Raw genomic sequence first — 23627 nt, 5'->3', positions numbered from 1 at the left:
GGCGGCCCATCCGCCCCCAGGAGCCCCGCGCATGCGCGTACTCATCGCAGAAGACGACCCGGACATCGCCTCTGGCCTGTGCGCCTCGATGCGCCGGCAGGGCCACGTGGTCGACCACGTGGACAACGGCGCGCATGCCGATGCCGCCCTGAACTCCACCCAGTACGCGCTGCTGGTGCTGGACCTGGGCCTGCCCCAGCTGGATGGCCGCGACGTGCTGCAACGGCTGCGCCAGCGCGGCGATGGCCTGGCCGTGCTGGTGGTCACCGCACGCGATGGCCTGGCCGAGCGCGTGCGCGTGCTCGACCTGGGAGCCGACGACTACCTGGTCAAGCCCTTCGCGCTGGACGAATTCGAAGCGCGCGTGCGCGCACAACTGCGCCGGGTCACCAGCAACGGCAACCCCGACCTGCGCATCGGCCGCCTGCGCCTGGACCTGACCGGTCACCGTGTGTGGATAGACGAGCAGACGCTGGAACTGACCGCGCGCGAATTCGGCCTGCTGTCCGCCCTGGCGGTGCGTGCCGAGCGCATCGTCTCGCGTGCGCAGCTGGTGGAGGCCCTGTGCGACTGGGGCCAGGACCTGACCGACAACGGCCTGGACATCGCCCTGCACCGCCTGCGCCGCAAGCTGCAGCCGGGCGGCATGGGCATCCGCACGGTGCGCGGGCTGGGCTACATGCTGGAAGACGCCAGCGCGTGATCAGCGGACCGCCCAGCCTGCGTCGGCGCCTGCTCGCCTTCCTGGCGTTGCCGATGCTGGGCCTGCTGACCTTCAACACGCTGCTGGCCTACTACGTGGCGCTGGACTACTCCAACCGCATCCACGACCGCAACCTGACCGATGACACCGTGTCGTTCGCACAGATGCTCAGCACGATGCCGGTCAGCAGCGACCTGTCTCCGCAGGCACGTTTTCTGATCGAGTACGACCCCGACGGTCATCGCTACTTCAACGTCGACAGCAGCCGCTTGGGCACCATCGCCGGCAACGCAGATTTCAGCGCCTATGCGCCCTCGCAGGACTGCAGCGGCACGCACCCGGCGCTGTACGAAGGCGAGTTGAACGGCCAGCAGGTGCGCATGTCGACGGTCTGCACCCAGGCGATGAACGATCCGCAGGACCAGCTGGCGGTGACCGTGGCCGAAAGCATGGCCGACCGCCGCCAGCGTGCGCGCGAAATCCTGATGATCGTCATTCCGCTGATGGCCATGCTGGCGCTGGGAATGGCCGCGCTGGTCTGGTTCGGCGTCACCCACGGCCTGCGTATCCTGACCCCGCTGACCTCGCGCCTGGCCCAGCGCCGCGGCGAGCTGGCACCGATTTCCGATGCCGACGTGCCCGAGGAAATCCAGCCCCTGATCAGCACCATCGATGGCCTGTTCGCGCGGCAGGCGGAAATGATCACGCTGCAGAACCGCTTCATTGCCGATGCCGCCCACCAGTTGCGCTCGCCGCTGGCGGGCATGGCACTGCACGTGGACCAAGCCCTGGCGCACGGCGATCCAGAGACCGTGCGTGAAGCGCTGCAGAACATCCGCCGGCTCAACCAGCGCACCGCCCGCGTCAGCACCCAGCTGCTGGCGTTGAGCCGGGCACAGACCGTGCCGGAGACGGTGGAGGCGCTGGATGTGTCCGAGCTGGTGCCGCAATGGGTGGGCATGCGCGTGCCCGAAGCGATCCGCGATGGCATCGACCTGGGCTACCTGGGTCCGCAGCAGCCGGTGCGGATACTGGGCAACGGCGCACTGCTGCACGAGGCGCTGGACAATCTTATCGACAACGCCCTGCGCTACGCCGGCGCGGAGGCGACCGTCACCGTCGGCGTGCAGGCCCTGGACGACAACGATGTCGAGCTGTACGTCGAAGACAATGGCCCGGGCGTGCCCGAGGACGTGATGTCGCGGCTGGGGGAGCGCTTCTTCCGTGCGCCCGGCACTGCAGCCAGCGGCACCGGCCTGGGCCTGGCCATCGCCCATGAGGCCGTCGAGCACCTGGGCGGACGCCTGGGCTACCTCAACCGTCCCGGCGGTGGCCTGAAGGTGTCCATCACCATACCGTTGCTGAAGGGCCCTTGATCCAGACGGACCGTTGAAAGGTTGCCGAAAATCGCGCTTGCGATGCTGACCTTCCCGACTGCCGCGCTGGAGCCGACTGGTGCCTGCATCCCATGAGTTCTTTCTTCCCGGTGGCCCGCAGGGTGTCCTGCTGATCCATGGCCTGACCGGCACGCCCGCCGAAATGCGCATGCTGGGCAAAGGGCTGAACAACGCGGGCTTCAGCGTGCATGGCGTGCAGTTGCCCGGCCACTGCGGCAGCGTCGAGGACCTGCTGCAGACCCGTTGGGAACAGTGGTATCAGGGCGTGGAAGACGCGGCGGCGGACCTGCGTGGCAAGGTCGACCAGCTGTTCGTCGGCGGGCTGTCGATGGGGGCGGTGCTGGCGCTGGCGCTGGCCGCGCGGCGGCCGGACTGGGTCTCCGGCGTGGGGGTGTACGGCGCCACCTTCCGCTACGACGGCTGGAACATTCCGGCGGTCGCACGCTTCTCGTTCCTGCTGCCGTGGTTCAAGCGCCTGGGCATCGGCCGCGACCGCATGTTCATGGAAGAGCCGCCGTACGGCCTGCGCGACGAGCGCCTGCGTGCGCAGGTCAGCGCCGCCATGCTCTCTGGTGACAGTGCCGCTGCCGGCCTGCCAGGCAACCCGTGGCATGCATTGGCCGAAATGCGTGCACTGAGCACCTGGACGCGCCGTCACCTGCATCAGGTCACGGCACCATGCCTGGTGATGCATGCCCGCGAGGACGACGTGGCCAGCATGGGCAATGCCGAACTGGTGATCTCGCGCGTCAGTGGCCCGACCGAACTGGTGGTACTGGAAGACAGCTACCACATGATCACCATCGATCGCGAACGGCGCGAGGTGATCCGCCGCAGCGCGCGCTTCTTCAGCGACATCGGCGAACGTGCGGGCGTGCTGCAGGCGGTCGCCTGAGATGGGATCGCTTGCGACCCTGCTGTGGCTGGTCAACGTGGTGCTCGACACCGGCGGCCAGTTGGCCTTCAAGGCTGCCGCCAGCGACCCGCAAGACGGCGAAGGCCTGCAGCGCTGGAAACACATGTTCGGCCGTCCCTGGCTGTGGCTGGGCATCGCCTGCTACGTGCTCGAATTCGTCGCCTGGATCGCCTTCCTGTCGCTGGTGCCGTTGTCGCAGGGCGTGCTGCTCGGCTCGATCAACATCGTCGCGCTGATGGTGGCCGGCCGCATCCTGTTCCGCGAGCGGCTGACGCCGTTGCGGGTGACCGGCATGCTACTGGTCAGCGCCGGCGTTGCCGTGGTCGGAGCCGGAACATGAGGCGGCTGTACCTGGTCGGCTTCCCGCTGCTGATGGCCTTCGACACCCTCGCCCAGCTGTGCTTCAAGTACGCCGGCGACGCCGCGCTGCCGGTCGAGGCCAACAGCGCATGGCTGCTGCGCGTGCTGTCACAGCCTTGGGTATACGGCGCGATGCTCGGTTACGTCGGCGCGTTCTTCACCTGGATGAGCCTGCTGCGGCACGCGCCGATCGGCCCTGCGTTCGCGGCCTCGCACCTGGAAGTGATCAGCGTGCTGCTGCTGTCGGCGTGGCTGCTGCACGAACCGTTGACGCTGCATCACCTGATCGGTGCGGTGCTGATCGTGGCCGGCATCATCTGCCTGGGCCGTGCCGAGGCGGATGATCCGCATGCTGTTACCGAAGCGGCCTCGTGAGCCTGCTGTCGCGCGAGTTGCCTCCCACCGCTGGCCTGCCCCTGCAGGCCAGCGATTTCCTTCCCGGCGGCGGCGACCTGTGCACGATTCTCGCCGGGCAGCTGGGCACGCCGCCGCTGCAGCTGACCTGCTCGGGCACCCATGCCCTGCTGATTGCCCTGCGCACCCTGCGCAGGCGCGCGCCGCAGCGCGATACGGTGATCCTGCCGGCCTATACCTGTCCGCTGGTACCGATTGCCGTGCACAGCCTCGGCCTGCGCATACACCTGTGCGATACCCGCCGCGACCATTTCGATTTCGACCCGGTGGCGCTGCACGCCGCAGCCGATGCACGCACGCTGGCGATCGTGCCCACGCATCTGGGCGGGCGCATCGCTGATGTTGATCGCGCATGTGCCATTGCGCACCGCGTCGGTGCGTGGGTGATCGAGGACGCTGCACAGGCACTGGGCGCACGCGTGGCCGGCAACAGCGTCGGCCTGCGCGGCGATATCGGCTTCTTCAGCCTGGCCGCCGGCAAGGGCCTGAGCCTGCATGAGGGCGGTCTGCTGCTGGCACGTGATGAAGAACTGCGTGCGGCATTGATCGAGCAGGCCGCAGGACACACGCCCTTCAAGCCGCGTTGGGAACTGACCCGCAGCCTGCAGCTGCTGGGCCTGGCGGCCTGCTACCGCCCTTCCCTGCTGTCGCTGGTGTATGGAAATCCGCTGCGGCGTGCCCTGCGCCGCGGCGACCTGGAAGCTGCGGTGGGTGACGTATTTCCACTGGATATTCCGCAGCATCACGTCAGCCGCTGGCGGCAGAGCGTCGGTGCACGCGCAGCACAGCGCCTGCCCGATTTCCTGCAGGCCGCCCGCCTGCGTGCGCTGCAGCTGCGCATGCAGCTGGAGTCGCTTCCCGCCGTTGAAGTGGTGGACGGAATGCCTGGCACCCAGGGCACCTGGCCGATGCTGATGCTGCTGCTGCCGAGCGAACGCGCACGTGACAAAGCGCTGTCAGCGCTGTGGCAGCGCGGCCTGGGTGTCAGCCGCATGTTCATCCATGCCCTGCCGGACTACGCCTATCTGCGAGGCATCGTTGCGGACGCGGACGTACCCAATGCCCGCGACTTCGCCGCACGCTCCCTGACCGTGGGCAACAGCCCCTGGCTGACCCACGAAGACACCCGCGAGATCGTAAAGGTACTGGCAGGCCAGTAGTGGCCGAAGCCTGCTTCGCGCCTACTGGCTGAACGCTTCCCGAGTGCCTCCGTTCGGGCTTTCAGGTGGAAAGGAACGAGAAAGACGGCCTGCCTACATTGGCCCCGTCGCCGGCATCGTGCCAAGGCCTCTCTTCATCGACGGAGCTGCCCATGCAATGGAGCATCCTGTGTGACTTCGATGGCACCATCAGCCTCGAGGACGTCATCGATTCACTGCTGGAGAACTTCGGCCAGCCCGGTTGGCAGCAGCTGGAAGACCAGTGGCGCTCGGGCGAGATCGGTTCGCGTGAATGCATGCAGGGCCAGGTCCGCCTGCTGAAGCTGGATCCGGCCACCCTCGATGCACACCTGGACCAGGTACGGATCGATCCGGGCTTTGCCGCTTTCGTCAAACGCGCGCAGGCGTTGGGCCTGCCACTGCGCATCGTCAGCGACGGCCTGGACTACGCAATCCATCGCATCCTCGCCAACCACGGCCTGCCGCCGCTGCCTGTGGTGGCCAACCACCTGCGCTGGTGTAACGACCATTGGCAGCTTGAATCTCCGTACCAGGCCGAAGGCTGCCGCAGCGGCACCTGCAAGTGCACCTGCGCGGCGCAGGCGCGTGCTGACGAAGCTCCCCGCGTGCTGATGATCGGCGATGGCGCCTCCGATTTCTGCGTGTCCGAACACGCCGATTTCGTGTTCGCCAAGCGTCGCCTGATCGCCCATTGCACCGACGCCGGCATTCCCCACGCCGCCATCGACACCTTCCACGACGCTACTGCGCTGCTGCCGCGCCTTCTCGACGGCAGCCTGCTTCAGCCCTCGCTTCCGCGACTGCTCGCCACCGCCTGATCGCTCCGCCCGTTGCTTCCTTTGAATGCCCTCTCCGGAACCGAACCGATGAATATTTTTGACAAGAACGCCGATGCCGCCATCACCGATGCACAGCTGCTGGCAGACGAAGCCCGCTACAGCTCCTTCGGCGACACCGTGCACTACGTTGATCCGCCGAAGATCTTCCAGCGCTGCGAAGGCAGCTACATGTTCGATGCCGCCGGAACCCCCTATCTCGATCTGCAGATGTGGTACTCGGCCTGCAACTTCGGTTACGCCAACCAGCGCCTGAACAATGCGCTGAAGGACCAAATCGACACCCTGCCGCAGGTCGCCAGCCAGTATCTGCACCCCACGCGCGTGCAGCTGGCCAAGACCATCGCGGTGGACATGCACGAGAAGTTCGGCCTCGATGGCCGCGTGCACTTCAACGTCGGTGGTGCGCAGGCGGTGGAGGATTCGCTGAAGATCGTCCGCAACGCGCGCAACGGCAAGAGCCTGATGTTCGCGTTTGAAGGCGGCTACCACGGCCGCACCCTCGGCGCCTCGTCGATCACTTCCAGCTACCGCTACCGCCGCCGCTACGGCCATTTCGGCGAACGCGCGATGTTCATCCCGTTCCCGTATCCGTTCCGTCGCCCGAAGGGCATGACCCCGGACGAGTACTCCGACCACTGCGTGCACCAGTTCGAGCGCCTGTTCGAAAGCGAGTACAACGGCGTGTGGGATCCCAAGGTCGGCCAGGCCGAGTACGCCGCGTTCTACGTCGAGCCGATCCAGGGCACCGGCGGCTACGTCATTCCGCCGCGCAACTTCTTCAAGGGCCTCAAGCGCGTGCTGGACAAGTACGGCATCCTGATGGTCGTCGATGAGATCCAGATGGGCTTCTGGCGCACCGGCAAGCTGTGGGCCATCGAACACTTCGATGTCACCCCGGACGTGCTGGTGTTCGGCAAGGCGCTGACCAATGGCCTCAACCCGTTGTCGGGCCTGTGGGCGCGCGAAGAGCTGATCAACCCGACCGTGTTCCCGCCGGGCTCCACCCATTCCACCTTCAACTCCAATCCGCTGGGCACGCGCCTGGGCCTGGAAGTGCTGAAGCTGGGCAAGGAGATGGACTACGAGCGCACCGTGCCGGAGAAGGGCGCCTACTTCCTCGACGGCCTGCGCGGCCTGCAGAAGCGCCATCCGGAAATCGGCGATGTCGATGGCCTCGGCCTGGCACTGCGTGCGGAAATCTGCGCTGCCGATGGCTTCACCCCGAACCGTGAACTGCTGGACCGCATGGTCGACATCGGCCTGGCCGGCGACCTGCTGCACGACGGCAAGCGCATGGGCCTCGTGCTCGATGTGGGTGGCTGGTACAAGAACGTGATCACCTTCGCGCCTTCGTTGAACATCACCTACGAAGAGATCGACCTGGCGATCACCCTGCTGGACCAGCTGCTGACCAAGGCCAAGGGCTGAGCGGGAATGCGCTGCCGGTTCCCGTGCCCCGCATGGACGTGATCCCGCGTGTATCCAGCACCGCGCTGGAACCGGCCGCGCTGCTGGAGGGCTTCCTGGCCCACCCGCCCCTGGGGTTCGATGCCAGCCGCCTGCCCAGCGGCCTGCCCAGTTTCCGTGCGCCATTGGATCTGACCACAACCCTGGACGATGCACTGCGCTCGCGCCTGCTGGGGCTGCCGCTGTCGCGCCTGTGGCGGCCCTGGCTGACCTGGCAGACACGGTTCATCGGTGCCACCAGCACCGAGTACACGCCGCTGCCGGGGCATGTTTCTGCGGCGGCACTGGCCGACGACGTGCTGCGCCATGGCGTCGGTGACAGCCGGCTGCTGGTGGTCAAGGATCTGGCGATCGATTCGCCCTTGCTGGGCGATGCCGCCAACGCACACAGCCATGCCTTCCTGCAGGCGCTGGAAGCACGCGGTTTCATCCCGCTGGAAGGCATGCCGCTGGCATGGGTGGCGATCGATTTCGATGGAATCGACGCCTATCTGGCACGCCTGTCCGCAGCGCGTCGCAAGAACATCCGGCGCAAGCTGCGCTCACGCAGCAACCTGCAGATCGACTGCATCGCCACCGGTGACCCTGCCCTTGCCGAACCGCGGCTGCAGGCCGAACTGCATGCGCTGTACCTGCAGGTGTATGCACAGAGCACCGTGCATTTCGACCGGCTCGAGCTACCCTTCTTCCAGCACCTGCTGGCAGACACGCAGGGACAGGGGCGCTTGTTCCTTTACCGCCACAACGGCGAGCTGATCGGCTGGAACCTGTGCTACGTGCATGCCGGCAAGCTGGTGGACAAGTACATCGGCCTGTCCTACCCGCAGTCGCGCGACCACAACCTGTACTCGGTCAGCTGGATGCACAACCTGGAATACGCGTTGCAGCACGGCCTCAGCCACTACGTTGCCGGCTGTACCGATTCACGCATCAAGGCCGAACTGGGTGCCCGCTTCACCTCCACCGTACACGCGGTGCATGCGCGTTCGCCGCTGCTGCGCGCCGTCCTGCGCAGGCTGGCCCCTCACCTGCAGGCTGAGCCGGATGGAGGAGGCTGACCGATGCAACTGCGTCCGCCGCTGATCCTCGACCTCGATGGTGGCGTACTGCCATTGCCACAGGCACGCACGCTTGCGCTGCAGCACTGGCATGACCCGCTGCGCTTTGCCTGCCGCAACGCCACGCTGTCACGCTTCGCCACTGAAGTTCTTCGGCCGCTGCCGGCACAGCTCGGCACGGTCATGCTCGGCAGCGGCGACTTCCACCATCTCAGCCTGCCGCTGCTGCAGCACCTGCACACGCGTGCCCCGTTCCAGCTGGTGGTGCTGGACAACCATCCGGACAACATGCGCTTTCCCTTCGGCATGCACTGCGGTTCCTGGGTCAATGCTGCCGCCGCACTGCCACAGGTATCGCAGGTGCATGTGCTGGGCATCACCTCCGCCGATATCGGCCTGGGCCATGCGTGGGAGAACCACTGGCGGCCGCTGCTGGGGCGGCGGCTGACCTACTGGTGCATGGATGTGGATGTGGGCTGGGCCAGCCGCGTGGGCATGGCAGCTGCCTTCCGCCGCTTCGACCATCCCGAGGCCCTGGTCGCCGCGTTCGCCGCCGAACAGGCGCAGGCCCCTCAACCGACCTACCTGTCGATCGACAAGGACGTGTTCGCTGAAGATGTCGCGCGCAGCAACTGGGACCAGGGCCGCTTCCAGCTTGAACACGCGCTGATGGTGATCGAGGCCCTGCGCACCGGTGGACTGGTGGGCAGCGACATCACCGGCGAGGTGTCACTTGCCAACTACCAGAGCCGTTTCAAGCGCTGGTTGTCATCGCTGGATGGGCAGCCCGACGTCAGCGCCGATGATCTTCCGGCTTGGCAGCAGCAGCACCAGCAGGTGAACCGCGAACTGCTGGCGGCGATGGCCGCCGTTCCGACGGCCTGCTGACCCCGCCCTGTAGTGCCGGCCGCTGGCCGGTAGCTGTACCACGATGTGCCAACCAAGGTTGGCACCTGCCAGACCCAGGCAGAGTCGGTAGTGCCGGCCGCTGGCCGGCAACCTCATTGTTCCCGGGCTCACGAGGATGCCGGCCAGCGGCCGGCACTACACTGGACGTCTGCCCCCGGAGCCGCCGCCATGCCCCAGACCGTCATCCCGCAGCTGCGCATGCGCCATGCCGATACCAGCCTGCCCTTCTACGTGCAGGGCCTGGGCTTCATCGTCGACTGGGAGCACCGCTTCGAACCCGGCTTCCCGCTGTTCGCCCAGCTCACCCGCGAAGGCCAGACGATCTTCCTGACCGAACACACCGGCGACTGCGAGGTGGGCGGTGCGGTGTATTTCATCGTCACCGACGTCGATGGCCTGCACCGCGCGTTCAGCGCTGCGGGAGTACCCATCGAGCAGCCGCCACACGATACCGACTGGGGAAGCCGCGAGATGCTGATCGTCGACCCGGATGGCAACCGCCTGCGCTTCGCCACCGACGCTGGCTGAATGCCACGCGCTTGAACGGGAATATACGCTTCGTATACTCTTCATATATTCCCAATCGAGAACGCCCATGGGCATCGTCAACATCGATGACACCCTGCACGACCAGCTGCGCCGTGCCTGCACCGTCTCCAACCGCTCGATCAACGCCCAGGCCACGTTCTGGATCCGGGTCGGCATGCTGTGCGAGATGAACCCGACCCTGAGCTTCCAGGACGTCGTCGCCAGTGAACTGCGCGCCGCCGGTGTGCAGCCGCAGCTGCTTGCCCCCGGGCGGGCCTGAGCCAATGGCCATGATCAAGCGCCCCGACGAGATCGACCGCCTGGCCGAGTCCGGGCGCCTGCTGGCTCAGGTCTTCGCCATGCTCGACGCCCTGCCCCTGCAGGGCCGCAGCACGCTGGAGATCAACGACATCGTCGAGCGGATGATCGTCGACGAGCTGCAGGCGCGGCCCGCCAGCAAGGGGCAGTACGGGTTCCCGTACGTGCTCAATGCCTCGATCGACAACGTCGTCTGCCACGGCATGCCGTCGGCCGATGACGTGCTGCGCAATGGCCAGATCGTCAACCTCGACATCACGCTGGAGAAGAACGGCTACATTGCCGATTCCAGCACCACGTATGTTGTGGGTGATGCCGACTACGCCGCGCGCAAGCTGGTGCAGGTGACCTACCAGGCCATGTGGAAAGGCATCGCCGCCGTGCGGCCCGGCGCGCGCCTGGGCGATATCGGCCACGCCATCGCCCGCCACGCCCGCAGCCACGGCTACAGCGTGGTCAAGGAGTACTGCGGCCACGGTATCGGCCAGGAGATGCACGAGGAGCCGCAGATCCTGCATTACGGCCATGCCGGCACCGGCATGGAGCTGCAGGAAGGCATGGTGTTCACCATCGAGCCGATGCTCAACCAGGGCAAGCCGGCGATCCGCCAGCAGCCGGACGAATGGCCGGTGTACACCCGCGACGGCAAGCTGTCGGCGCAGTTCGAGCACACGGTGGCAGTAACCGGCAACGGCGTGCGCGTGCTGACCCTGCGCCCTGGTGAAACCCCGTTGTGCGCGGTGGATGCGGCCTAGAGCGGGCGCAGCAGCAACAGCAGCGCAAGGCACAGCATGAAGGCCGCCACGCCAGCATCCAGCAACCGCCATGCTGCCGCGTTGCGGAACACCGGCTGCAGCAACCGAGCGCCGAACCCCAGCCCGCAGAACCAGAGCACGCTGGCCACGCAGGCGCCCGCTGCGAACACCCAACGCAGGTCACCCGGGTAGCGCGTGGACAGGCTGCCCAGCAGCACCATCGTATCCAGGTACACGTGCGGGTTGAGCAGGGTGAACGCCAGGCAGGCCAGCAGCACCTGCCGCCGGCTGCCACCACTGGCATCGGCCGCGGCCAGCGCGCTGCCACCGCGCCACGCGCGCAGCCCGGCCTGCAGCCCATAGCACAGCAGGAAAGCGGCCCCGCCGAAGCGCAGCACCTGCAACAGCAACGGCCACTGCAGCACCAGCGCCCCCATGCCGCCCACCCCGGCCAGGATCAGCGCGATGTCCGCGCCCATGCAGGCCAGCACCACCATGCCCACGTAGCGGCGCTGCAGCCCCTGCCGCAGCACGAAGGCGTTCTGCGCGCCGATGGCGATGATCAGGCCGGCACCTGAAAACAGGCCGGCCAATGCCGCAGCAATCCACATCCGACGCTCTCCACCTTGAAAAGAGGCGCAGGGTGCGACCAACGGGCTCGTTAAGGCCAGCTGGTTTTTCTTTATCCTGTGCAGAAAAACTGAAGAGGCACCGCGTGGACCTGGTACATCCGCAGTTGAGCGCCTTCACCGCCGTGCTCGAAGAAGGCAGCTTCGAGGCCGCCGCATGCCGCCTGTCGATCAGCCCGTCTGCGTTGTCGCAACGGATCAAGGCGCTTGAGGACCGGCTGGGCCAAGTGCTGGTGGTGCGTCAGGCCCCGTGCCGCCCTACCGCTGCCGGCGAAGTGCTGCTGCGGCGGGTGCGGCCGATGCAGGCACTGCAAGCCGAAGCGCTTGCCGAACTGCTGCCGGAACGCGGCAGCGATGCCACCCGTACGCCGATTCCGCTGGCGGTCAACGACGATTCGCTGGACACCTGGTTCGTCGCCGCCATCGCCGAGCTGCACCAGCGCCACGGCTACCTGTTCGACCTGCGCATGGACGACCAGGACCACACCCTGGAACTGCTGCGCACTGGCAGCGTGCTTGGCGCGGTCACCGCCGAACGCAGGCCGCTGAAGGGCTGCAACGTGCATCCGCTGGGCGCGATGCGCTACCGCGCCATCGCCTCACCGGCATTTGCGCGCCGCCACTTCAGCGCGGGCATGCAGGCCGAAGCATTGGCCTCGGCGCCGATGATCGTGTTCAACCGCAAGGATGAACTGCAATGGCGTTTCCTGCGCAGGCTCACCCGCGCGCGAATGCAACCGCCCGTACACTACCTGCCCTCCTCCACCGGCTTCGTCGATGCTGCCGCGCGTGGGCTTGGCTGGTGCCTGGCACCGGAGGCCCTGGTCACGCCAGCGGCAGAGGCCGGACAGATAGTGGTGCTGGAACCGCGTCGCTGGCTCGACGTACCCTTGTTCTGGCAGCATGCCGCCGTGCGTTCGAGCACGTTGCAACACATCACCCACGCGCTGCGTACCGCCGCGGGCAATACCCTACGTTGAAAAGAGCATGATCCAGACCACCGCAGACCCCGGCTTCACGCGCGGACCACTACCGTTTGCCCACTTCTTCACTACAGGAACGGCATGCGCCTGAGCTGCCCACGGACAAGGATGCATCGCGCGCTCGGCGCTGCCGGCCTGGCCTTGCTGGCCAGCCTGCCGCTGGCTGCAGCGGCACAGACCAGCGCGCCTCCTGCACTGGAATGGGAACAGGCGCGGCAGCGTCTGGAACAGGTCTCCGACGCGCTGGCCGCTGCTGATGCCGGCGTGCGCAACAAGGAAGACCTGCACGAGGCCACCCGCCTGCTGCGCCTGCCGGAGATCACCGGCGAAGTGCGGCGGCTGCAGTTCCAGAAGACACTGACCCTGCCGCTGGGCTCGCTGGCGCCGGTGGCCGAAGCCTTTGGCATCGACTCACCGCTGTCGTTCACCGAGCGCGACTGGCGCACACGGCCGGTGGTCACTGCGGTGCTGCCGCTGTACACCGGCGGCCTGATCCCGGCCGCGCAGCGTGCTGCCGGCGCGGCCAGCGAACAGGCCAGCGCCGAGCGCGAAGCGCAGCGGCAGTCGCTGACCGTGCAACTGGCCCAGGCCTACTTCGGTCAGCGCTTGGCCGAACAGGCAGTGGTCGTGCGCCGCGACGTGCGCGATGGCTTGAACCGCCACCTGTCCGATGCCGAGAAACTGGAACGCGAAGGCTTCGCCACGCGTGCGCAGCGCCTGCAGGCCACCGTCGCCCGCGACAAGGCCGAGCGCGAGTATCAGAAGACGCTCAATGATCTGGCCACGCTGAAGGCTGCGCTGGCCACGCTGTTGCGCAGTGGCGGCGATGTGCAGCCGCTGTCGCCGCTGTTCGTTCAGCGCGCGCCGCTGGAACCGGTCGCCACCTTCGAGCGTACCGCGCAGGCACGGCAGCCGCAGATCGCCCGCCTGCGGGCGATCGTGGCGCAGGCCGAACAGGGCGTGCGCGTGCAGCAGGCCAAGCTGAAGCCAACGGTATTCCTGTTCGGCCAGTACGACTTCCGCCGCCGCGACGAAATGCTGACCGATCCGGACTGGGCGTTCGGCATCGGCCTGAAGTACACCTTCCTGTCGCCGAACTCACGGCCGGCACAGATAAGTGCGGCACGCGCGCAGCAGGAACAGGCTGAGGCCGGCCTGCGCGAGGCCGAGAACCAGGTCGCGCTGGGTGTGCGCAAGGCCTGGAACGAGCTGGAAACCGCACGCCAGCAGTTCGTGCTGCTGGACAGCAGCATCGCCCAGGCCGACGAGAACCTGCGCCTGCAGGAGCTGGCCTTCCGCGAAGGCCAGGCCACCTCGCTGGACGTGATCGACGCACGGCTCGGTCTTGGCGGTGCCCGCGTCGAACGTGCGCAGGCCGCCTACCAATACGATATCGCCTTGGCACAACTGCTCGAGGTGAGTGGACAGATGGACCGCTTCGAAGACCATCGGCGGCGTGCAGACGAGGTAATTGATCATGAGTGATGTGTTGCACGACGAAGCAACGACGCCCCCGGGCAAGCGCCGGCTGGGGCCGATTCTGCTGGTGGTGCTGCTGGTGGCGGTGGTACTGGGCCTGTGGCTGGCCTGGCGCAGCCCCGCCGACCAGATCCAGGGCATGGCCGACGCCGACACCCTCAACGTGTCCGCCAAGATCACCGCGCGCGTGGCCGAACTGAAGGTCCGCGAGGGCGATCGCGTGCAGGCCGGGCAGGTGCTGTTCCTGCTCGACAGCCCCGAAGTGGCAGCCAAGGAACAGCAGGCACATGGCGCACTGGCTGCGGCGCAGGCGGTGGCCGACAAGGCTGCCGAAGGCGCACGCAGCGAAGACATCCGCGCAGCCGAAGCCAACTGGAAGCGCGCCGAGGCCGGTGCGACCCTTGCCGATGCCACCTACCGGCGCGTGCAGAACCTGTTCAACGAAGGGGTGATGACCCGGCAGAAGCGCGATGAAGCGGCGGCCCAGGCCACCAGCTCGCGCGAACTGGCCCGCGCCGCACGCGCCCAGTACGACATGGCGTTGACCGGCGCGCGCGAACAGGACAAGCGTGCCGCGCAGGGCCAGGTGCAGCAGGCCCAGGGCGCGGTGGCGGAAGTCAACGCCGCGCGCGTTGAAGTGGAAGGCCGCGCGCCGGTGGCCGGCGAGATCAACAAGCGCATGGCCGACCCGGGCGAACTGGTACCAGCCGGCTACCCGGTGTTCACCCTGGTCGACATCGACCGCATGTGGGTGTCGATGAACCTGCGCGAATCGCAGATGCAGGGCCTGAAGGTCGGCAGCAAGCTGCAGGGCAGCGTGCCGGCACTCGGCAAGGACGGTGAGTTCGAGGTCTACTTCATCAATCCCGCGGGCGACTACGCCACCTGGCGCACGACCCGCCAGTCGTCGGGCTATGACGTGCGCAGCTTCGAAGTGCGGGTGCGCCCGGTACGCCGCATCGAGGGCTTCCGCCCCGGCATGAGCGTGCTGTTCGCATGGCCGCAGCACTGAACACCAGCCGCAGCAGCTTCGGCAGCTCATGGCAGCGCGAACTGCGCCGGTTGCGCAGCAGCCGTGCGGACCTGGCGCTGGTCACCGTGCTGCCACTGTTGATGCTGGTGGTGATGGCCTGGATGTTTTCCGCATCGGTGATGCGCGATGTGCCGATTGCCGTGGTCGACCTTGACCACAGCAGCGACAGCCGCCTGCTGCTGCGCATGCTCGACGCCAGCCCCGGCGTGCGCATCGCCCGCCAACCGGTCGATATGGATGAGGCGCGCGCGCAGCTGCGTCGGCTGGAGGTGTTCGCGGTGGTACTGGTGCCGCGCGATGTGACCCGCCAGGCGCTGCGCGGCCGGCAGGGCACGGTGTTTTCCTATTACAACGCCACCTACATGACCACCGGCCAGTCCGCCGCGCGGGATATCGGCGACGCGGTCTCTGCGTGGAACGCGCGGTTGCTGCGCGAACGCATCGGCCTGCAGGTCGGGCCGGGCAAGCTGCGTGCCGCGCCCATCGCGGTGCAGTCGGACATCCTTTTCAATCCGGCGCGCAGCTACGAGCTGTTCCTGCTGCCACTGATCTTCCCGGCGGTACTGTCGCTGGTACTGGCGCTGGCCGTGGCCGGCAGCCTCGGCCGTGAGATCCGCGACGGTACCCTGCCCGCCTGGCTGGGCCATGCACCATGGTCGGCCATTGCCGGCAAGGTGCTGCCCTACGTGCTGCTGTTCTCGTTGTACGGCGCGCTGGGCGCGGCCTACCTGGCCTGGCTGCGTGGCGACGGCATCGCTGGCAGCGTGCTTCTGCTGCTGCTCGCACAGCCGCTGTTCTACCTGGCCACCGCGGCCTATGCCCTGTTCTTCGTTGGCGTTACCCGCGACATGGGCACCGCCCTGTCCGCGGTGGGCTTGAGCATCGGCACCGCGCTGGCGTTCTCCAGCGCCACGTTCCCGGTGATCGACGCACCGTTGTTCACCCGCGTCTGGCACCTGCTGCTGCCGCTCAGCGCCTACATCAAGCTGCAGACCCAGCAGCAGTTCATCGGCTCGCCACTAGCGGTATCGCTATGGCCGCTGGCCACGCTGCTGCTGATGATCGCGGTTGCTGGCGGCATCGGCGGCTGGCGCCTGCTGGCGTTCGCGCGCACGCCGCAGGCCGCGCAACCGGCTGGGGCAAGCACATGAGCCGGATCTGGCACAGCCTGCGACAGACCCTGTTGGCCGTGCTCTGCGACCGCTACGCGATCGTGGTGATGGTCGGCGCGGTGATTCTGTACTCGTTCTTCTACCCCGCCGCCTATCGCCATCAGGTGGCCGGCAAGCTGCCCGTGCTGGTGGTCGATGAAGACCACAGCGCGACCAGCCGCGAGCTGCTGCGCAAGCTCGATTCGCTGCGCGTGGCCCATGTGGTCGGGCAACCGGCCGACCTGCAGGAAGCGCGCGCACAGCTGGAGGCGGGCCAGGCCGAAGGTATCGTGCTGATCCCGGCCAACCTGGAACGCGACATCCTGCGCGGGCATCCGGCCAAACTGGTGCTGCTCGGCAACGGCGCCTACCTCGGCCGCGCCAGCTGGGTGCTGGGCAGCGTGGCCGATGCACTGGGTGCGTTCGGCCGTGAGGCGGCGGTCACCCAAGCCGCGTTCATGGGCGCGCCACAGGCACCACCGGTCACCCTCGTGCAGCGGCCCTTGTTCAACACGCAGGAAGGCTATGGCAGCGCGATCGTGCCCGGCGTGGCCGAACTGATCGTGCACCAGACGCTGCTGATGGGCATCGGCGTGCTGCTCGGCGGTCGCCGTCTGGTGCTGGGCCGGCGCCTGCAGTTCGACCTGCCCACCCTGACCGGCATGGCCCTTGGCTTCGGCCTGATCGGGCTGTTCGGGCTGTTCTGGTACGCCGGCTTCACCGCCTGGGTGCAGGACTATCCGCGTGGCGGCAACCCGCTCGGCCAGCTGCTCGGCGGCACCCTGTTCATCGCTGCCACGGTGGCGTTCGGCCTGTTCGTCGGCAGCTTCTTCCGCACGCGCGAACGCGCCTTCCAGTACATCATCGCCACCTCGATCCCGCTGTTCTTCCTGGCCAGCCTGTCGTGGCCGGCGGTGATGACCCCGCGCCCGCTGGTGTGGCTGGCGCAGCTGCTGCCGACCACCTCCGGCATCAACCTGATGGTGCGCCTTAACCAGATGGACGCCAGCCTGGCCGAGGTCAGCCACGAACTGATCACCCTGGCCGTGCTGCTGGCGCTGTACGGCGCCCTCGCCCTCTGGCGCCTGCACAGCCCAAAGGGGACGGAGGGGATTAAGTCGTAATCGGCGCGAAGGGGAGAAACCGACTTGATCCCCTCCGTCCCCTTTTACGGTTCCGGTGCGTACCAGAACGGGATGCTGTATTCGCGACGGCGGCTGGGCCCACGTTCGCCGCCGTCGGCGTTCCAGACCAGTCGCAGGTCATGCCGGCCCGGCTTCAGATCCGCCATCGGCAAGTAGCCCACCAGCCCGCGCATATCCAGGTCCCGGCGCTCCATCGGCACGAAATCATGCAGGTCGACCTTGCCGCCATCGAGCTGCACCGTCCACAGCAGCGCCATGCAGTTCACCGCTGCCGTCGCCGCCTGTGCACCCTGCGCTTCGTTGCGGGCACCGCCCGCACAGCGCTGCCGTGCCACCGGATTGTCACGCTGCGGACGGTGCGGAATGAACAGCCGCAACCGCGATGCACTAATGGTATCGGCCGGAATCATCGGATAGGGCAGCAGCTGGTCATGCGCCGAGCGCAGCGATTCGTAGTGCGCGCCAAGCATGCCGTGGTCCACCGCTTCTTCGGTCATCACGCTGTAGCGGTTGAACAGCGAGAACTTCATCGAGCCGTACACCTGCAGCGCGGCGAGCACCATCGCCAGCATTACCGCCGATATATAGATCACGGTGAACGAGCGACCGCGCAGGTTGCTCTGCAGGGTCCACTGCATGGTCTGCAGCAGGCGCAGCATCGGTACCCGCTGCAGGCCAGCCAGCACCGACTGCAGCCGCTTCTCCTGCCGTGCGGTGTCCAGGCCCCGCGCGTGGCGCCGCGCGATCGATTTTTCCAGCAGCATCGGCACCATCGCCAGGCCAAGCAGGCCAACCATCAGCACCGCAACGATCGCCAGCGTGATGCGATCGACATCGCCGAAGGCGGCACCGATGGCCATCGCCACGCCCAGCGAGACAATCGCCACCACCAGCGTGCCGGCCAGGGTCTGCACGCACAGCAGCGTGCTCGAGAACAGCATGGTGGCAAGCCGGTCTGCGCGTTCGATGGTGCCGTCGAGCCCACCGTCGCGCTGCTTCAGGAACGCACGTGAGAACGGCCCCAACATTGTCAGTCGATCCCAGTCGATGCCTTTGGGGAAGTGCGATTTCAGGCCGATCAGGCCGATCCAGTAGCCACGCACCGCCAAGTGGATGATCAAGGCCACCGCCAGCACGTAGCACATGCCGACGCCGATACTGAAGGCGAACCACAGCGCCTGGAAATAGACCCCTTCGGTATGCAGGCTGCTGCGCGCCCAGGCATCGAACAGGTAGCCCGGCACGGCCAGCAGCGCGAAGGCAAGCAGGCCGGAAATGAACAGCTCCAGCTCGTCTGTGCGGTCGCGCACGCGGGAGTAGCTGGCTGTCGTGCGAGGCACTGCATCGGCAACATCGGACGGTTCCCGGCGGTCTACAGCACTCGACTCGTTCACTGGCGATTCATCCCTGGAGGTCGGCGCAGTATAGGCATGCACCCTGCTTCACGGAACGGGACCGGAAACGGAGAACGCCGGCACAGGGCCGGCGTTCGGGGTACAGCAGTGTGGAAGGGGTTATCGCATGGGGGATCAGCGGTAGACGCGCTCACAACGGCGCTCGACCACACGATCGCCGGTCTTCTGCTGATGGTTGCCCTGGATCTGCCGTCCGGCTGCGCCGCCTGCCACGGCACCGGCAACCGTCGCCAGCTTCTTGCCGTTGCCGCCGCCTACCTGGTTGCCCAGCAGACCACCGACCACGGCGCCGGTAGCGGTGCCGGTGATGCGGTTGGGATCGCGGGTATTGCGCTGCACTTCCACGTTCTTGCAGACCACGCGGCTGCCATCGTTGAACTTGCGCCCTTCATCACGCGGGCCGTAATTCTGTGCGCCAGCGACGGACGAGGCCGCCAGCAAGGTGCCCAGCACCATCAATCGGGTCGAGGTCTTCATGGCCATCTCCTGTGCTCCGGTATGGCGCAAGTGTCTGCCTGCGGGTGGCAACTGCAGGTGAAATCCACGTCGCCGAGGGTTGAGCGGCCATCATCGGTTCAGGAAACAAAAATGCGCCCATCGCGACCAGCATCGCGATGGGCGCCGTCTCCCACCCGGCTTAGAACTCTTCCCACCCACCCGTGTTGGCAGCAAGCGACGGGGCGATGCGCGGCGGCACGCCGGTCACGCGACGCACCGGCGGCACGCTTGCGGCGACCGCGGCCAGCATCGGCCGGACCGCTGCCGCCGCCACCGAAGCCCCGGTGCGGAACACCGACACCGCCTCGGCCAGCAGCTTGGCCTGTTCTTCCATCGACCGCGCAGCAGCGCTGGCCTCTTCCACCAGCGCAGCGTTCTGCTGGGTGGTCTCGTCCATCTGCATCACGGTCTGGTTGACCTGCTCGATGCCCGAGCTCTGCTCCTGCGAGGCTGCAGAGATCTCCGCCATGATGTCGGTCACCCGCTGCACCGAGGCGACAATCTCGCCCATCGTCGTGCCGGCCTGACGCACCAGCGCCGAGCCGTCGGACACCTTGCCCACCGACTCCTCGATCAGGCCCTTGATCTCCTTGGCCGCACCGGCCGAGCGCTGTGCCAAGGTGCGCACCTCGCTGGCCACCACAGCAAAGCCCCTGCCCTGCTCACCCGCACGCGCGGCTTCCACGGCGGCATTGAGCGCCAGGATGTTGGTCTGGAAAGCGATGCCATCGATCACGCTGATGATCTCGGCGATCTTCTTCGACGACGCTTCGATGGCGCTCATGGTGGTCACCACCTGGCCGACCACCTCGCCGCCCTGCGAGGCCACCCCATGTGCACCGATCGCCAGCTGGTTGGCCTGGCGCGCGTGTTCGGCGTTCTGCTTCACCGTGGAGGTCAGCTCCTCCATCGACGCTGCCGTTTCTTCCAGGTTGGCCGCCTGCTGCTCGGTACGCCGCGACAGATCGGTATTGCCGGAGGCAATCTCCCCCGCCGCCAGATTGATGCTGGATGCACTGGCCTGGATGCGGCCGACGATCTGGGTCAGCTGCTCGACGGTCGCGTTGCAGTCGTCGCGCATGCGGGCGAACACGCCGTGGAAGTCGCCCTGCATGCGTACGGTCAGATCGCCACGTGAGATCGCCTGCAGCAGGCTCGACACCTGCTCCAGGTTCCCATCGGTGGTCTGCATCAGCCGGTTCAGCCCGGTCACCATCTCGCCGAAATCATGCTCGAAGCGTGCTTCGTCACCGCGCAGGCTGAAGTCGCCGGCAGCAGCGGCTGTGGCCAGCCGGCGGATCTCGCCGTTGATGGCCGACAGACTCGATTTGGTCTCGTCCATGGCCTGGGTGATCGCCGCCTTCTCGCCCGGCAGGCGATCCATGTCCACCGACAGGTCGCCGCGCGCGTAGTGCTTCATCACCTCGATCAGGCGGTTCTGCACCTGCACGTGCGAGCCCACCAGCGCGTTGGTGTCATGCACCATGCGCCCGTAGTCGCCGGGGAAGGCGCTCTCGTCCATGCGATAACCCAGGCTGCCATCATCGTGCTGCCGCGCCATCTCGCCCTGCGCGGCCATCACCGCCTGCAGCTGCCCCTGCATGCGCTGCATGGACTTCAGCAACTGGGTCACCTCGTCGTTGCCCGAGGCATCGATGACGTTGTCCAAGCGACCGTTGGCGATGCCATCGGCCAGCTTCACCGCGCCCGCCAAGGGGCGGGTCAGGCTGCGGGTGATCGCCCACGCGGCCAGTGCGCCGAGAATCAGGCTGAGCACACCGAAGGCGATGGACAGGGTTCCCGTCCACGCTTCCGTGGCGCGGTATTCCTCACGGCTGCGTTCGGTCAGGGTTTCCTGGTGCCGCAGCAGGCTGGAAATCGCTCCATTCCAGGCCGTGGCCAGACCGTGCTCGGCCAGCAGCTCGGTGGCTGCACCGTCGTAGTCGCCCGCCTTCATCCGCTCGTGCAATTGTTGAGTGGAGACGTCGGTGGCCTTGCGCGCCGCCGCGATCTGCGCCACCAGCGTATCGCCGGTGGCATCGCGGGGAATTTTGACGTACTTGTCCCAGATGCTGTCGTAGGTGCGGCTCAGTTCCTGCGCCCGCTGGTAATCCTTGTCGAACTCCTCGCCGCGCTTGATCACCATCAGGCGACGATGCATCAGCACCGCATTGTTGGTATCGAGCATGTCGTTCAACAACCGCATCTTGACCATGTTCACGCCCACCACTTTCTCGAACTGGGCGGACTTCAGATGGTTTCCGTACAACACCAGGCCGACAATGGCCAGGATGAACAGCAACAGCAGACCGAAGCCGGCAGAAAGCCGGGATCCTACACGGAGGTTGCGTAAGGCGAGCATCTCAATTCCCTTGATCGTGGCCCTATATCGGTGGCGGCACGACCCGGGGAAACTTTAAGCACATTTATTGAAACAACGCTGCATTAACATAAATGCGTTCAAGCAGAATCCCAACCCTGAGGACGACCGTCCCTTCCCCACGGTCCAGTCAGGCCCGTGGCAGGGAATCAGCCACGCAAGCCGATAACGGTATGGCGGGTAAAGAACCGCATTTTTCCCTCGACCGTGAAATCGGTACGTCTGATTTCGACCAGCAGTCGTTCGCGCTGCGCTTCGTCCAACGTGCAAGGCTCCAGAACATTGGCATCCAGCACCTTACCCGGTGGCGTCAGACGTAGCTCGACAATGCAGACGTTGCCGTCCGCTGCAACACCCGCGGGCCACGCCGTCATCGCGATCGCACGCAGCTCCTCCTCGTACGCCTCCCTCTCCGCATATTCGAGATCCGGGTCCGGCCGGTTCGCTGGCAGGTGCACTGAAGACTGCATGGGGTTCTCCTTCGGCATCGAACGAACCGCCAGATTGATAAGGGTGTTCTGTGAGGCCGTTACAGCCAAGGCGATCACCAGAGCGGTGTAGCTGACACCACCGGCCTTCTGCAGTTCCGCGTGCCGCCTATGCGCGCCTCCATGCCCAGCAATAACCTTGCGAACAATCCTCCGGCAATGAGACAGATACAGGGAATTCGCCAGGATTCCAGCAAGCACGCGGCAGACCACGAAGACGACTGCCGCCAACAATGGCAGACCCATCAGGGTGAACGTGGTCATCGCCAAAGGCGGAACGATGAACCAGATCGTGCCCCATACAGGCATGCGTCGGAAGAAGAACCACAACGATGAAAACAGGAACGCCGGCCAATGCCACCGTCTCGGTGCCCTGGCGGCAGCGTCGTCCAGCCTCCATAACCGGCAATAGGTAGAGAACCGGTCCCCAACGACAGTCACCAGTGCACTCTTTTCACATGGCTCGTGGGCGACCGAGACAGCGTCTCGCTCCGCACCACCCTCGGCTCTACCGAAAGTGGGCTCGATCTTCATCTGCACTGATTCTTCATCCAAAAACAAGACACATTGATAATCGCTCGAAACGCTGCAGAAGGTCAGCGAGCTTCCGGCACTTGGGTTTTCGGCGCGTAGACGACACTGAGGTAGTACTGCTGACCGCGAGCCTCGGAGACAATCGTCTCAGTGAGGGTGATCGTCGTATCACCACTCACCCATTCGGTCAGCAGCACCGCAGGCTTGTCGCGCGGACGCGCAGACGTCTCGCTCACCCTTTCAGGCCGGCCATGCCGTTCTGCCAGCACCTTCTTGACCCGGTTGTACCTGAACTCCGCACCTTTACCAGCCTTGATCTGCTCGTTGGTTACCGTCGCGGCGCGATCGAGATAGATAGCGCTCAGCGGCCCCTCGATTCCGCGAAGACCGAAGAACGCCACGAAGGAGATTCCGTCGATGGTGTAATCCTCGATGTAAGGGCCGCAGGCTCTCGCGTATCGCTTCAGTTCCGGCTCTTCCTGCTGTTCCTCGGGGCAGGCTCGCGTAGCCAAGCGCTCGCCCAGTCCTTCTTTCAGCCGGGCCTGGGTTGCGCCCCAGGCGACGCCCTCGAAGCCGGATTCGGCAGCCAGCGAGGGATGTGAAGTGAGTGCCAGACTCGCTATGGCGAGAGTTGTCGCCAGCGTCAAGTTACTGCAGAAAGCACGCCGAGCATGGCCGCGATGGTTGAGCGCGTTACTGGACACTTGAACCCTCCACTGGCAAACAATTCAGACACACCCTTTGACATACATCATTGAAAGCACTTGATCAGCAGATTCAGGATTCCCCTCAACATACCTGGAGAACGCCATAGACAAATATGTGGAAAAATCTTCATCGCTGACAATAACCACGTCGGGTTCGCACAGAATTCCATATGAAAACCCTACGCCACAGAAATGATCATCCGCGTAAAAGCTGTTCAAATTCGGGAAACTACAGTCAACATCATCAGGCCCAAATCCATAACGTTTCGTCAGACACTTCAGCATCTGCACGAACACACCAGCCCATAGATCCAATCCAAACATGTAAATACGACCCAAT

At 66.0% G+C, this 23627-nt stretch carries 24 protein-coding genes; 18 read left to right on the top strand and 6 right to left on the bottom strand.

All coding sequences use genetic code 11. From position 1 onward, the window contains the following. Window positions 1-31 precede the first annotated feature (31 nt). The 13 genes from M2299_RS13290 to map all read left to right on the top strand — a co-directional run bounded on the left by M2299_RS13290 (window position 32) and on the right by map (window position 10845). On the top strand, window positions 32-703 hold the full coding sequence (locus tag M2299_RS13290; protein WP_025873777.1) for a response regulator: 672 nt from the start codon (window positions 32-34) through the stop codon (window positions 701-703). Then, complete coding sequence (locus M2299_RS13285; protein WP_099783323.1) at window positions 700-2079, top strand: sensor histidine kinase; 1380 nt, start codon at window positions 700-702, stop codon at window positions 2077-2079. The genes M2299_RS13290 and M2299_RS13285 overlap by 4 nt, the downstream gene beginning before the upstream one ends. Before the next feature lie 79 nt (window positions 2080-2158). Further along, window positions 2159-2995, top strand: a complete 837-nt coding sequence (locus tag M2299_RS13280; protein ID WP_025873779.1) for an alpha/beta fold hydrolase — start codon at window positions 2159-2161, stop codon at window positions 2993-2995. 1 nt (window position 2996) lies between these two features. After that, a complete protein-coding gene (locus M2299_RS13275; protein ID WP_025873780.1) occupies window positions 2997-3356 on the top strand; it encodes an EamA family transporter in 360 nt (119 codons plus the stop codon). Next, window positions 3353-3751 carry a DMT family transporter gene (locus tag M2299_RS13270; protein WP_100435998.1) on the top strand — a complete coding sequence of 133 codons (399 nt, stop codon included), beginning with the start codon at window positions 3353-3355 and terminating at the stop codon, window positions 3749-3751. Before M2299_RS13275 ends, M2299_RS13270 begins: the two co-directional genes overlap by 4 nt. Continuing rightward, entirely contained in the window at window positions 3748-4950 is a 1203-nt protein-coding gene (locus M2299_RS13265; RefSeq protein WP_280884506.1) for a DegT/DnrJ/EryC1/StrS family aminotransferase, read from the top strand. The genes M2299_RS13270 and M2299_RS13265 overlap by 4 nt, the downstream gene beginning before the upstream one ends. Before the next feature lie 152 nt (window positions 4951-5102). Next, the gene (locus M2299_RS13260; protein WP_033830674.1) at window positions 5103-5789 is read left to right on the top strand and encodes an MtnX-like HAD-IB family phosphatase; all 687 of its coding nucleotides are present in this window, start codon (window positions 5103-5105) and stop codon (window positions 5787-5789) included. 48 nt (window positions 5790-5837) lie between these two features. Then, complete coding sequence (locus M2299_RS13255) at window positions 5838-7238, top strand: aminotransferase class III-fold pyridoxal phosphate-dependent enzyme (protein WP_089239694.1); 1401 nt, start codon at window positions 5838-5840, stop codon at window positions 7236-7238. Between the two features lie 32 nt (window positions 7239-7270). Then, complete coding sequence (locus tag M2299_RS13250; protein WP_280884505.1) at window positions 7271-8335, top strand: GNAT family N-acetyltransferase; 1065 nt, start codon at window positions 7271-7273, stop codon at window positions 8333-8335. A gap of 3 nt (window positions 8336-8338) precedes the next feature. Beyond that, entirely contained in the window at window positions 8339-9223 is an 885-nt protein-coding gene (locus tag M2299_RS13245) for an arginase family protein (RefSeq protein WP_280884504.1), read from the top strand. 189 nt (window positions 9224-9412) lie between these two features. After that, window positions 9413-9772: a VOC family protein gene (locus M2299_RS13240; protein ID WP_025873787.1), complete on the top strand. Its 360-nt coding sequence runs from the start codon at window positions 9413-9415 to the stop codon at window positions 9770-9772. 67 nt (window positions 9773-9839) lie between these two features. Continuing rightward, window positions 9840-10052, top strand: coding sequence for a ParD-like family protein (locus tag M2299_RS13235; RefSeq protein ID WP_025873788.1), 213 nt, complete (start codon window positions 9840-9842; stop codon window positions 10050-10052). A gap of 10 nt (window positions 10053-10062) precedes the next feature. Beyond that, window positions 10063-10845, top strand: coding sequence for a type I methionyl aminopeptidase (map, locus tag M2299_RS13230; RefSeq protein ID WP_280884503.1), 783 nt, complete (start codon window positions 10063-10065; stop codon window positions 10843-10845). Here the strand turns inward: map and M2299_RS13225 are convergent. Then, on the bottom strand, window positions 10842-11456 hold the full coding sequence (locus M2299_RS13225) for a LysE/ArgO family amino acid transporter (RefSeq protein ID WP_099842158.1): 615 nt from the start codon (window positions 11454-11456) through the stop codon (window positions 10842-10844). The genes map and M2299_RS13225 overlap by 4 nt on opposite strands. Window positions 11457-11560: 104 nt before the next feature. On the opposite strand from M2299_RS13225, the gene M2299_RS13220 reads away from it, so the two are divergent. The 5 genes from M2299_RS13220 to M2299_RS13200 all read left to right on the top strand — a co-directional run bounded on the left by M2299_RS13220 (window position 11561) and on the right by M2299_RS13200 (window position 17244). After that, the gene (locus M2299_RS13220; RefSeq protein WP_280884502.1) at window positions 11561-12454 is read left to right on the top strand and encodes a LysR family transcriptional regulator ArgP; all 894 of its coding nucleotides are present in this window, start codon (window positions 11561-11563) and stop codon (window positions 12452-12454) included. Between the two features lie 111 nt (window positions 12455-12565). Then, entirely contained in the window at window positions 12566-13942 is a 1377-nt protein-coding gene (locus M2299_RS13215; RefSeq protein ID WP_180831414.1) for a TolC family protein, read from the top strand. Continuing rightward, the gene (locus M2299_RS13210) at window positions 13935-14948 is read left to right on the top strand and encodes an efflux RND transporter periplasmic adaptor subunit (RefSeq protein ID WP_025873793.1); all 1014 of its coding nucleotides are present in this window, start codon (window positions 13935-13937) and stop codon (window positions 14946-14948) included. Before M2299_RS13215 ends, M2299_RS13210 begins: the two co-directional genes overlap by 8 nt. Next, window positions 14933-16120 (top strand): ABC transporter permease, encoded by a 1188-nt coding sequence (locus M2299_RS13205; RefSeq protein WP_280884501.1) that lies wholly within the window; start codon window positions 14933-14935, stop codon window positions 16118-16120. The genes M2299_RS13210 and M2299_RS13205 overlap by 16 nt, the downstream gene beginning before the upstream one ends. Next, on the top strand, window positions 16117-17244 hold the full coding sequence (locus M2299_RS13200; protein ID WP_280884500.1) for an ABC transporter permease: 1128 nt from the start codon (window positions 16117-16119) through the stop codon (window positions 17242-17244). The genes M2299_RS13205 and M2299_RS13200 overlap by 4 nt, the downstream gene beginning before the upstream one ends. 44 nt (window positions 17245-17288) lie before the next feature. On the opposite strand, the gene M2299_RS13195 is transcribed toward M2299_RS13200, so the two are convergent. The 5 genes from M2299_RS13195 to M2299_RS13175 form a co-directional block, all read right to left on the bottom strand. Then, window positions 17289-18575, bottom strand: a complete 1287-nt coding sequence (locus tag M2299_RS13195) for a hypothetical protein (RefSeq protein ID WP_181950733.1) — start codon at window positions 18573-18575, stop codon at window positions 17289-17291. A 219-nt stretch (window positions 18576-18794) separates the two neighbouring features. Next, a complete protein-coding gene (locus tag M2299_RS13190; RefSeq protein ID WP_025873797.1) occupies window positions 18795-19163 on the bottom strand; it encodes a glycine zipper 2TM domain-containing protein in 369 nt (122 codons plus the stop codon). Window positions 19164-19317: 154 nt separating this feature from the next. Then, on the bottom strand, window positions 19318-21540 hold the full coding sequence (locus M2299_RS13185) for a methyl-accepting chemotaxis protein (protein ID WP_280884499.1): 2223 nt from the start codon (window positions 21538-21540) through the stop codon (window positions 19318-19320). Between the two features lie 167 nt (window positions 21541-21707). Further along, window positions 21708-22580, bottom strand: a complete 873-nt coding sequence (locus tag M2299_RS13180; protein ID WP_280884498.1) for a DUF2628 domain-containing protein — start codon at window positions 22578-22580, stop codon at window positions 21708-21710. A gap of 62 nt (window positions 22581-22642) precedes the next feature. Further along, the gene (locus M2299_RS13175) at window positions 22643-23284 is read right to left on the bottom strand and encodes a hypothetical protein (protein ID WP_280884497.1); all 642 of its coding nucleotides are present in this window, start codon (window positions 23282-23284) and stop codon (window positions 22643-22645) included. Window positions 23285-23627 lie beyond the last annotated feature (343 nt).

Source organism: Stenotrophomonas sp. 1278, from assembly GCF_029892765.1.
Classification (GTDB): domain Bacteria; phylum Pseudomonadota; class Gammaproteobacteria; order Xanthomonadales; family Xanthomonadaceae; genus Stenotrophomonas; species Stenotrophomonas indicatrix.
Note: the sequence above shows the minus strand (reverse complement) of the source record. Positions and strands in the feature narration are given on the sequence as shown.

What these genes read in the sequence shown, in the direction of transcription:
- M2299_RS13290 (WP_025873777.1), top strand. Translation starts at nt 32, where the DNA reads ATGCGCGTACTCATCGCAGAAGACGACCCGGACATCGCCTCTGGCCTG.
- M2299_RS13275 (WP_025873780.1), top strand. Translation starts at nt 2,997, where the DNA reads ATGGGATCGCTTGCGACCCTGCTGTGGCTGGTCAACGTGGTGCTCGAC.
- M2299_RS13270 (WP_100435998.1), top strand. Translation starts at nt 3,353, where the DNA reads ATGAGGCGGCTGTACCTGGTCGGCTTCCCGCTGCTGATGGCCTTCGAC.
- M2299_RS13260 (WP_033830674.1), top strand. Translation starts at nt 5,103, where the DNA reads ATGCAATGGAGCATCCTGTGTGACTTCGATGGCACCATCAGCCTCGAG.
- M2299_RS13255 (WP_089239694.1), top strand. Translation starts at nt 5,838, where the DNA reads ATGAATATTTTTGACAAGAACGCCGATGCCGCCATCACCGATGCACAG.
- M2299_RS13250 (WP_280884505.1), top strand. Translation starts at nt 7,271, where the DNA reads ATGGACGTGATCCCGCGTGTATCCAGCACCGCGCTGGAACCGGCCGCG.
- M2299_RS13245 (WP_280884504.1), top strand. Translation starts at nt 8,339, where the DNA reads ATGCAACTGCGTCCGCCGCTGATCCTCGACCTCGATGGTGGCGTACTG.
- M2299_RS13240 (WP_025873787.1), top strand. Translation starts at nt 9,413, where the DNA reads ATGCCCCAGACCGTCATCCCGCAGCTGCGCATGCGCCATGCCGATACC.
- M2299_RS13235 (WP_025873788.1), top strand. Translation starts at nt 9,840, where the DNA reads ATGGGCATCGTCAACATCGATGACACCCTGCACGACCAGCTGCGCCGT.
- map (WP_280884503.1), top strand. Translation starts at nt 10,063, where the DNA reads ATGATCAAGCGCCCCGACGAGATCGACCGCCTGGCCGAGTCCGGGCGC.
- M2299_RS13225 (WP_099842158.1), bottom strand. Translation starts at nt 11,456, where the DNA reads ATGTGGATTGCTGCGGCATTGGCCGGCCTGTTTTCAGGTGCCGGCCTG.
- M2299_RS13215 (WP_180831414.1), top strand. Translation starts at nt 12,566, where the DNA reads ATGCATCGCGCGCTCGGCGCTGCCGGCCTGGCCTTGCTGGCCAGCCTG.
- M2299_RS13210 (WP_025873793.1), top strand. Translation starts at nt 13,935, where the DNA reads ATGAGTGATGTGTTGCACGACGAAGCAACGACGCCCCCGGGCAAGCGC.
- M2299_RS13205 (WP_280884501.1), top strand. Translation starts at nt 14,933, where the DNA reads ATGGCCGCAGCACTGAACACCAGCCGCAGCAGCTTCGGCAGCTCATGG.
- M2299_RS13200 (WP_280884500.1), top strand. Translation starts at nt 16,117, where the DNA reads ATGAGCCGGATCTGGCACAGCCTGCGACAGACCCTGTTGGCCGTGCTC.
- M2299_RS13190 (WP_025873797.1), bottom strand. Translation starts at nt 19,163, where the DNA reads ATGGCCATGAAGACCTCGACCCGATTGATGGTGCTGGGCACCTTGCTG.
- M2299_RS13185 (WP_280884499.1), bottom strand. Translation starts at nt 21,540, where the DNA reads ATGCTCGCCTTACGCAACCTCCGTGTAGGATCCCGGCTTTCTGCCGGC.
- M2299_RS13180 (WP_280884498.1), bottom strand. Translation starts at nt 22,580, where the DNA reads ATGAAGATCGAGCCCACTTTCGGTAGAGCCGAGGGTGGTGCGGAGCGA.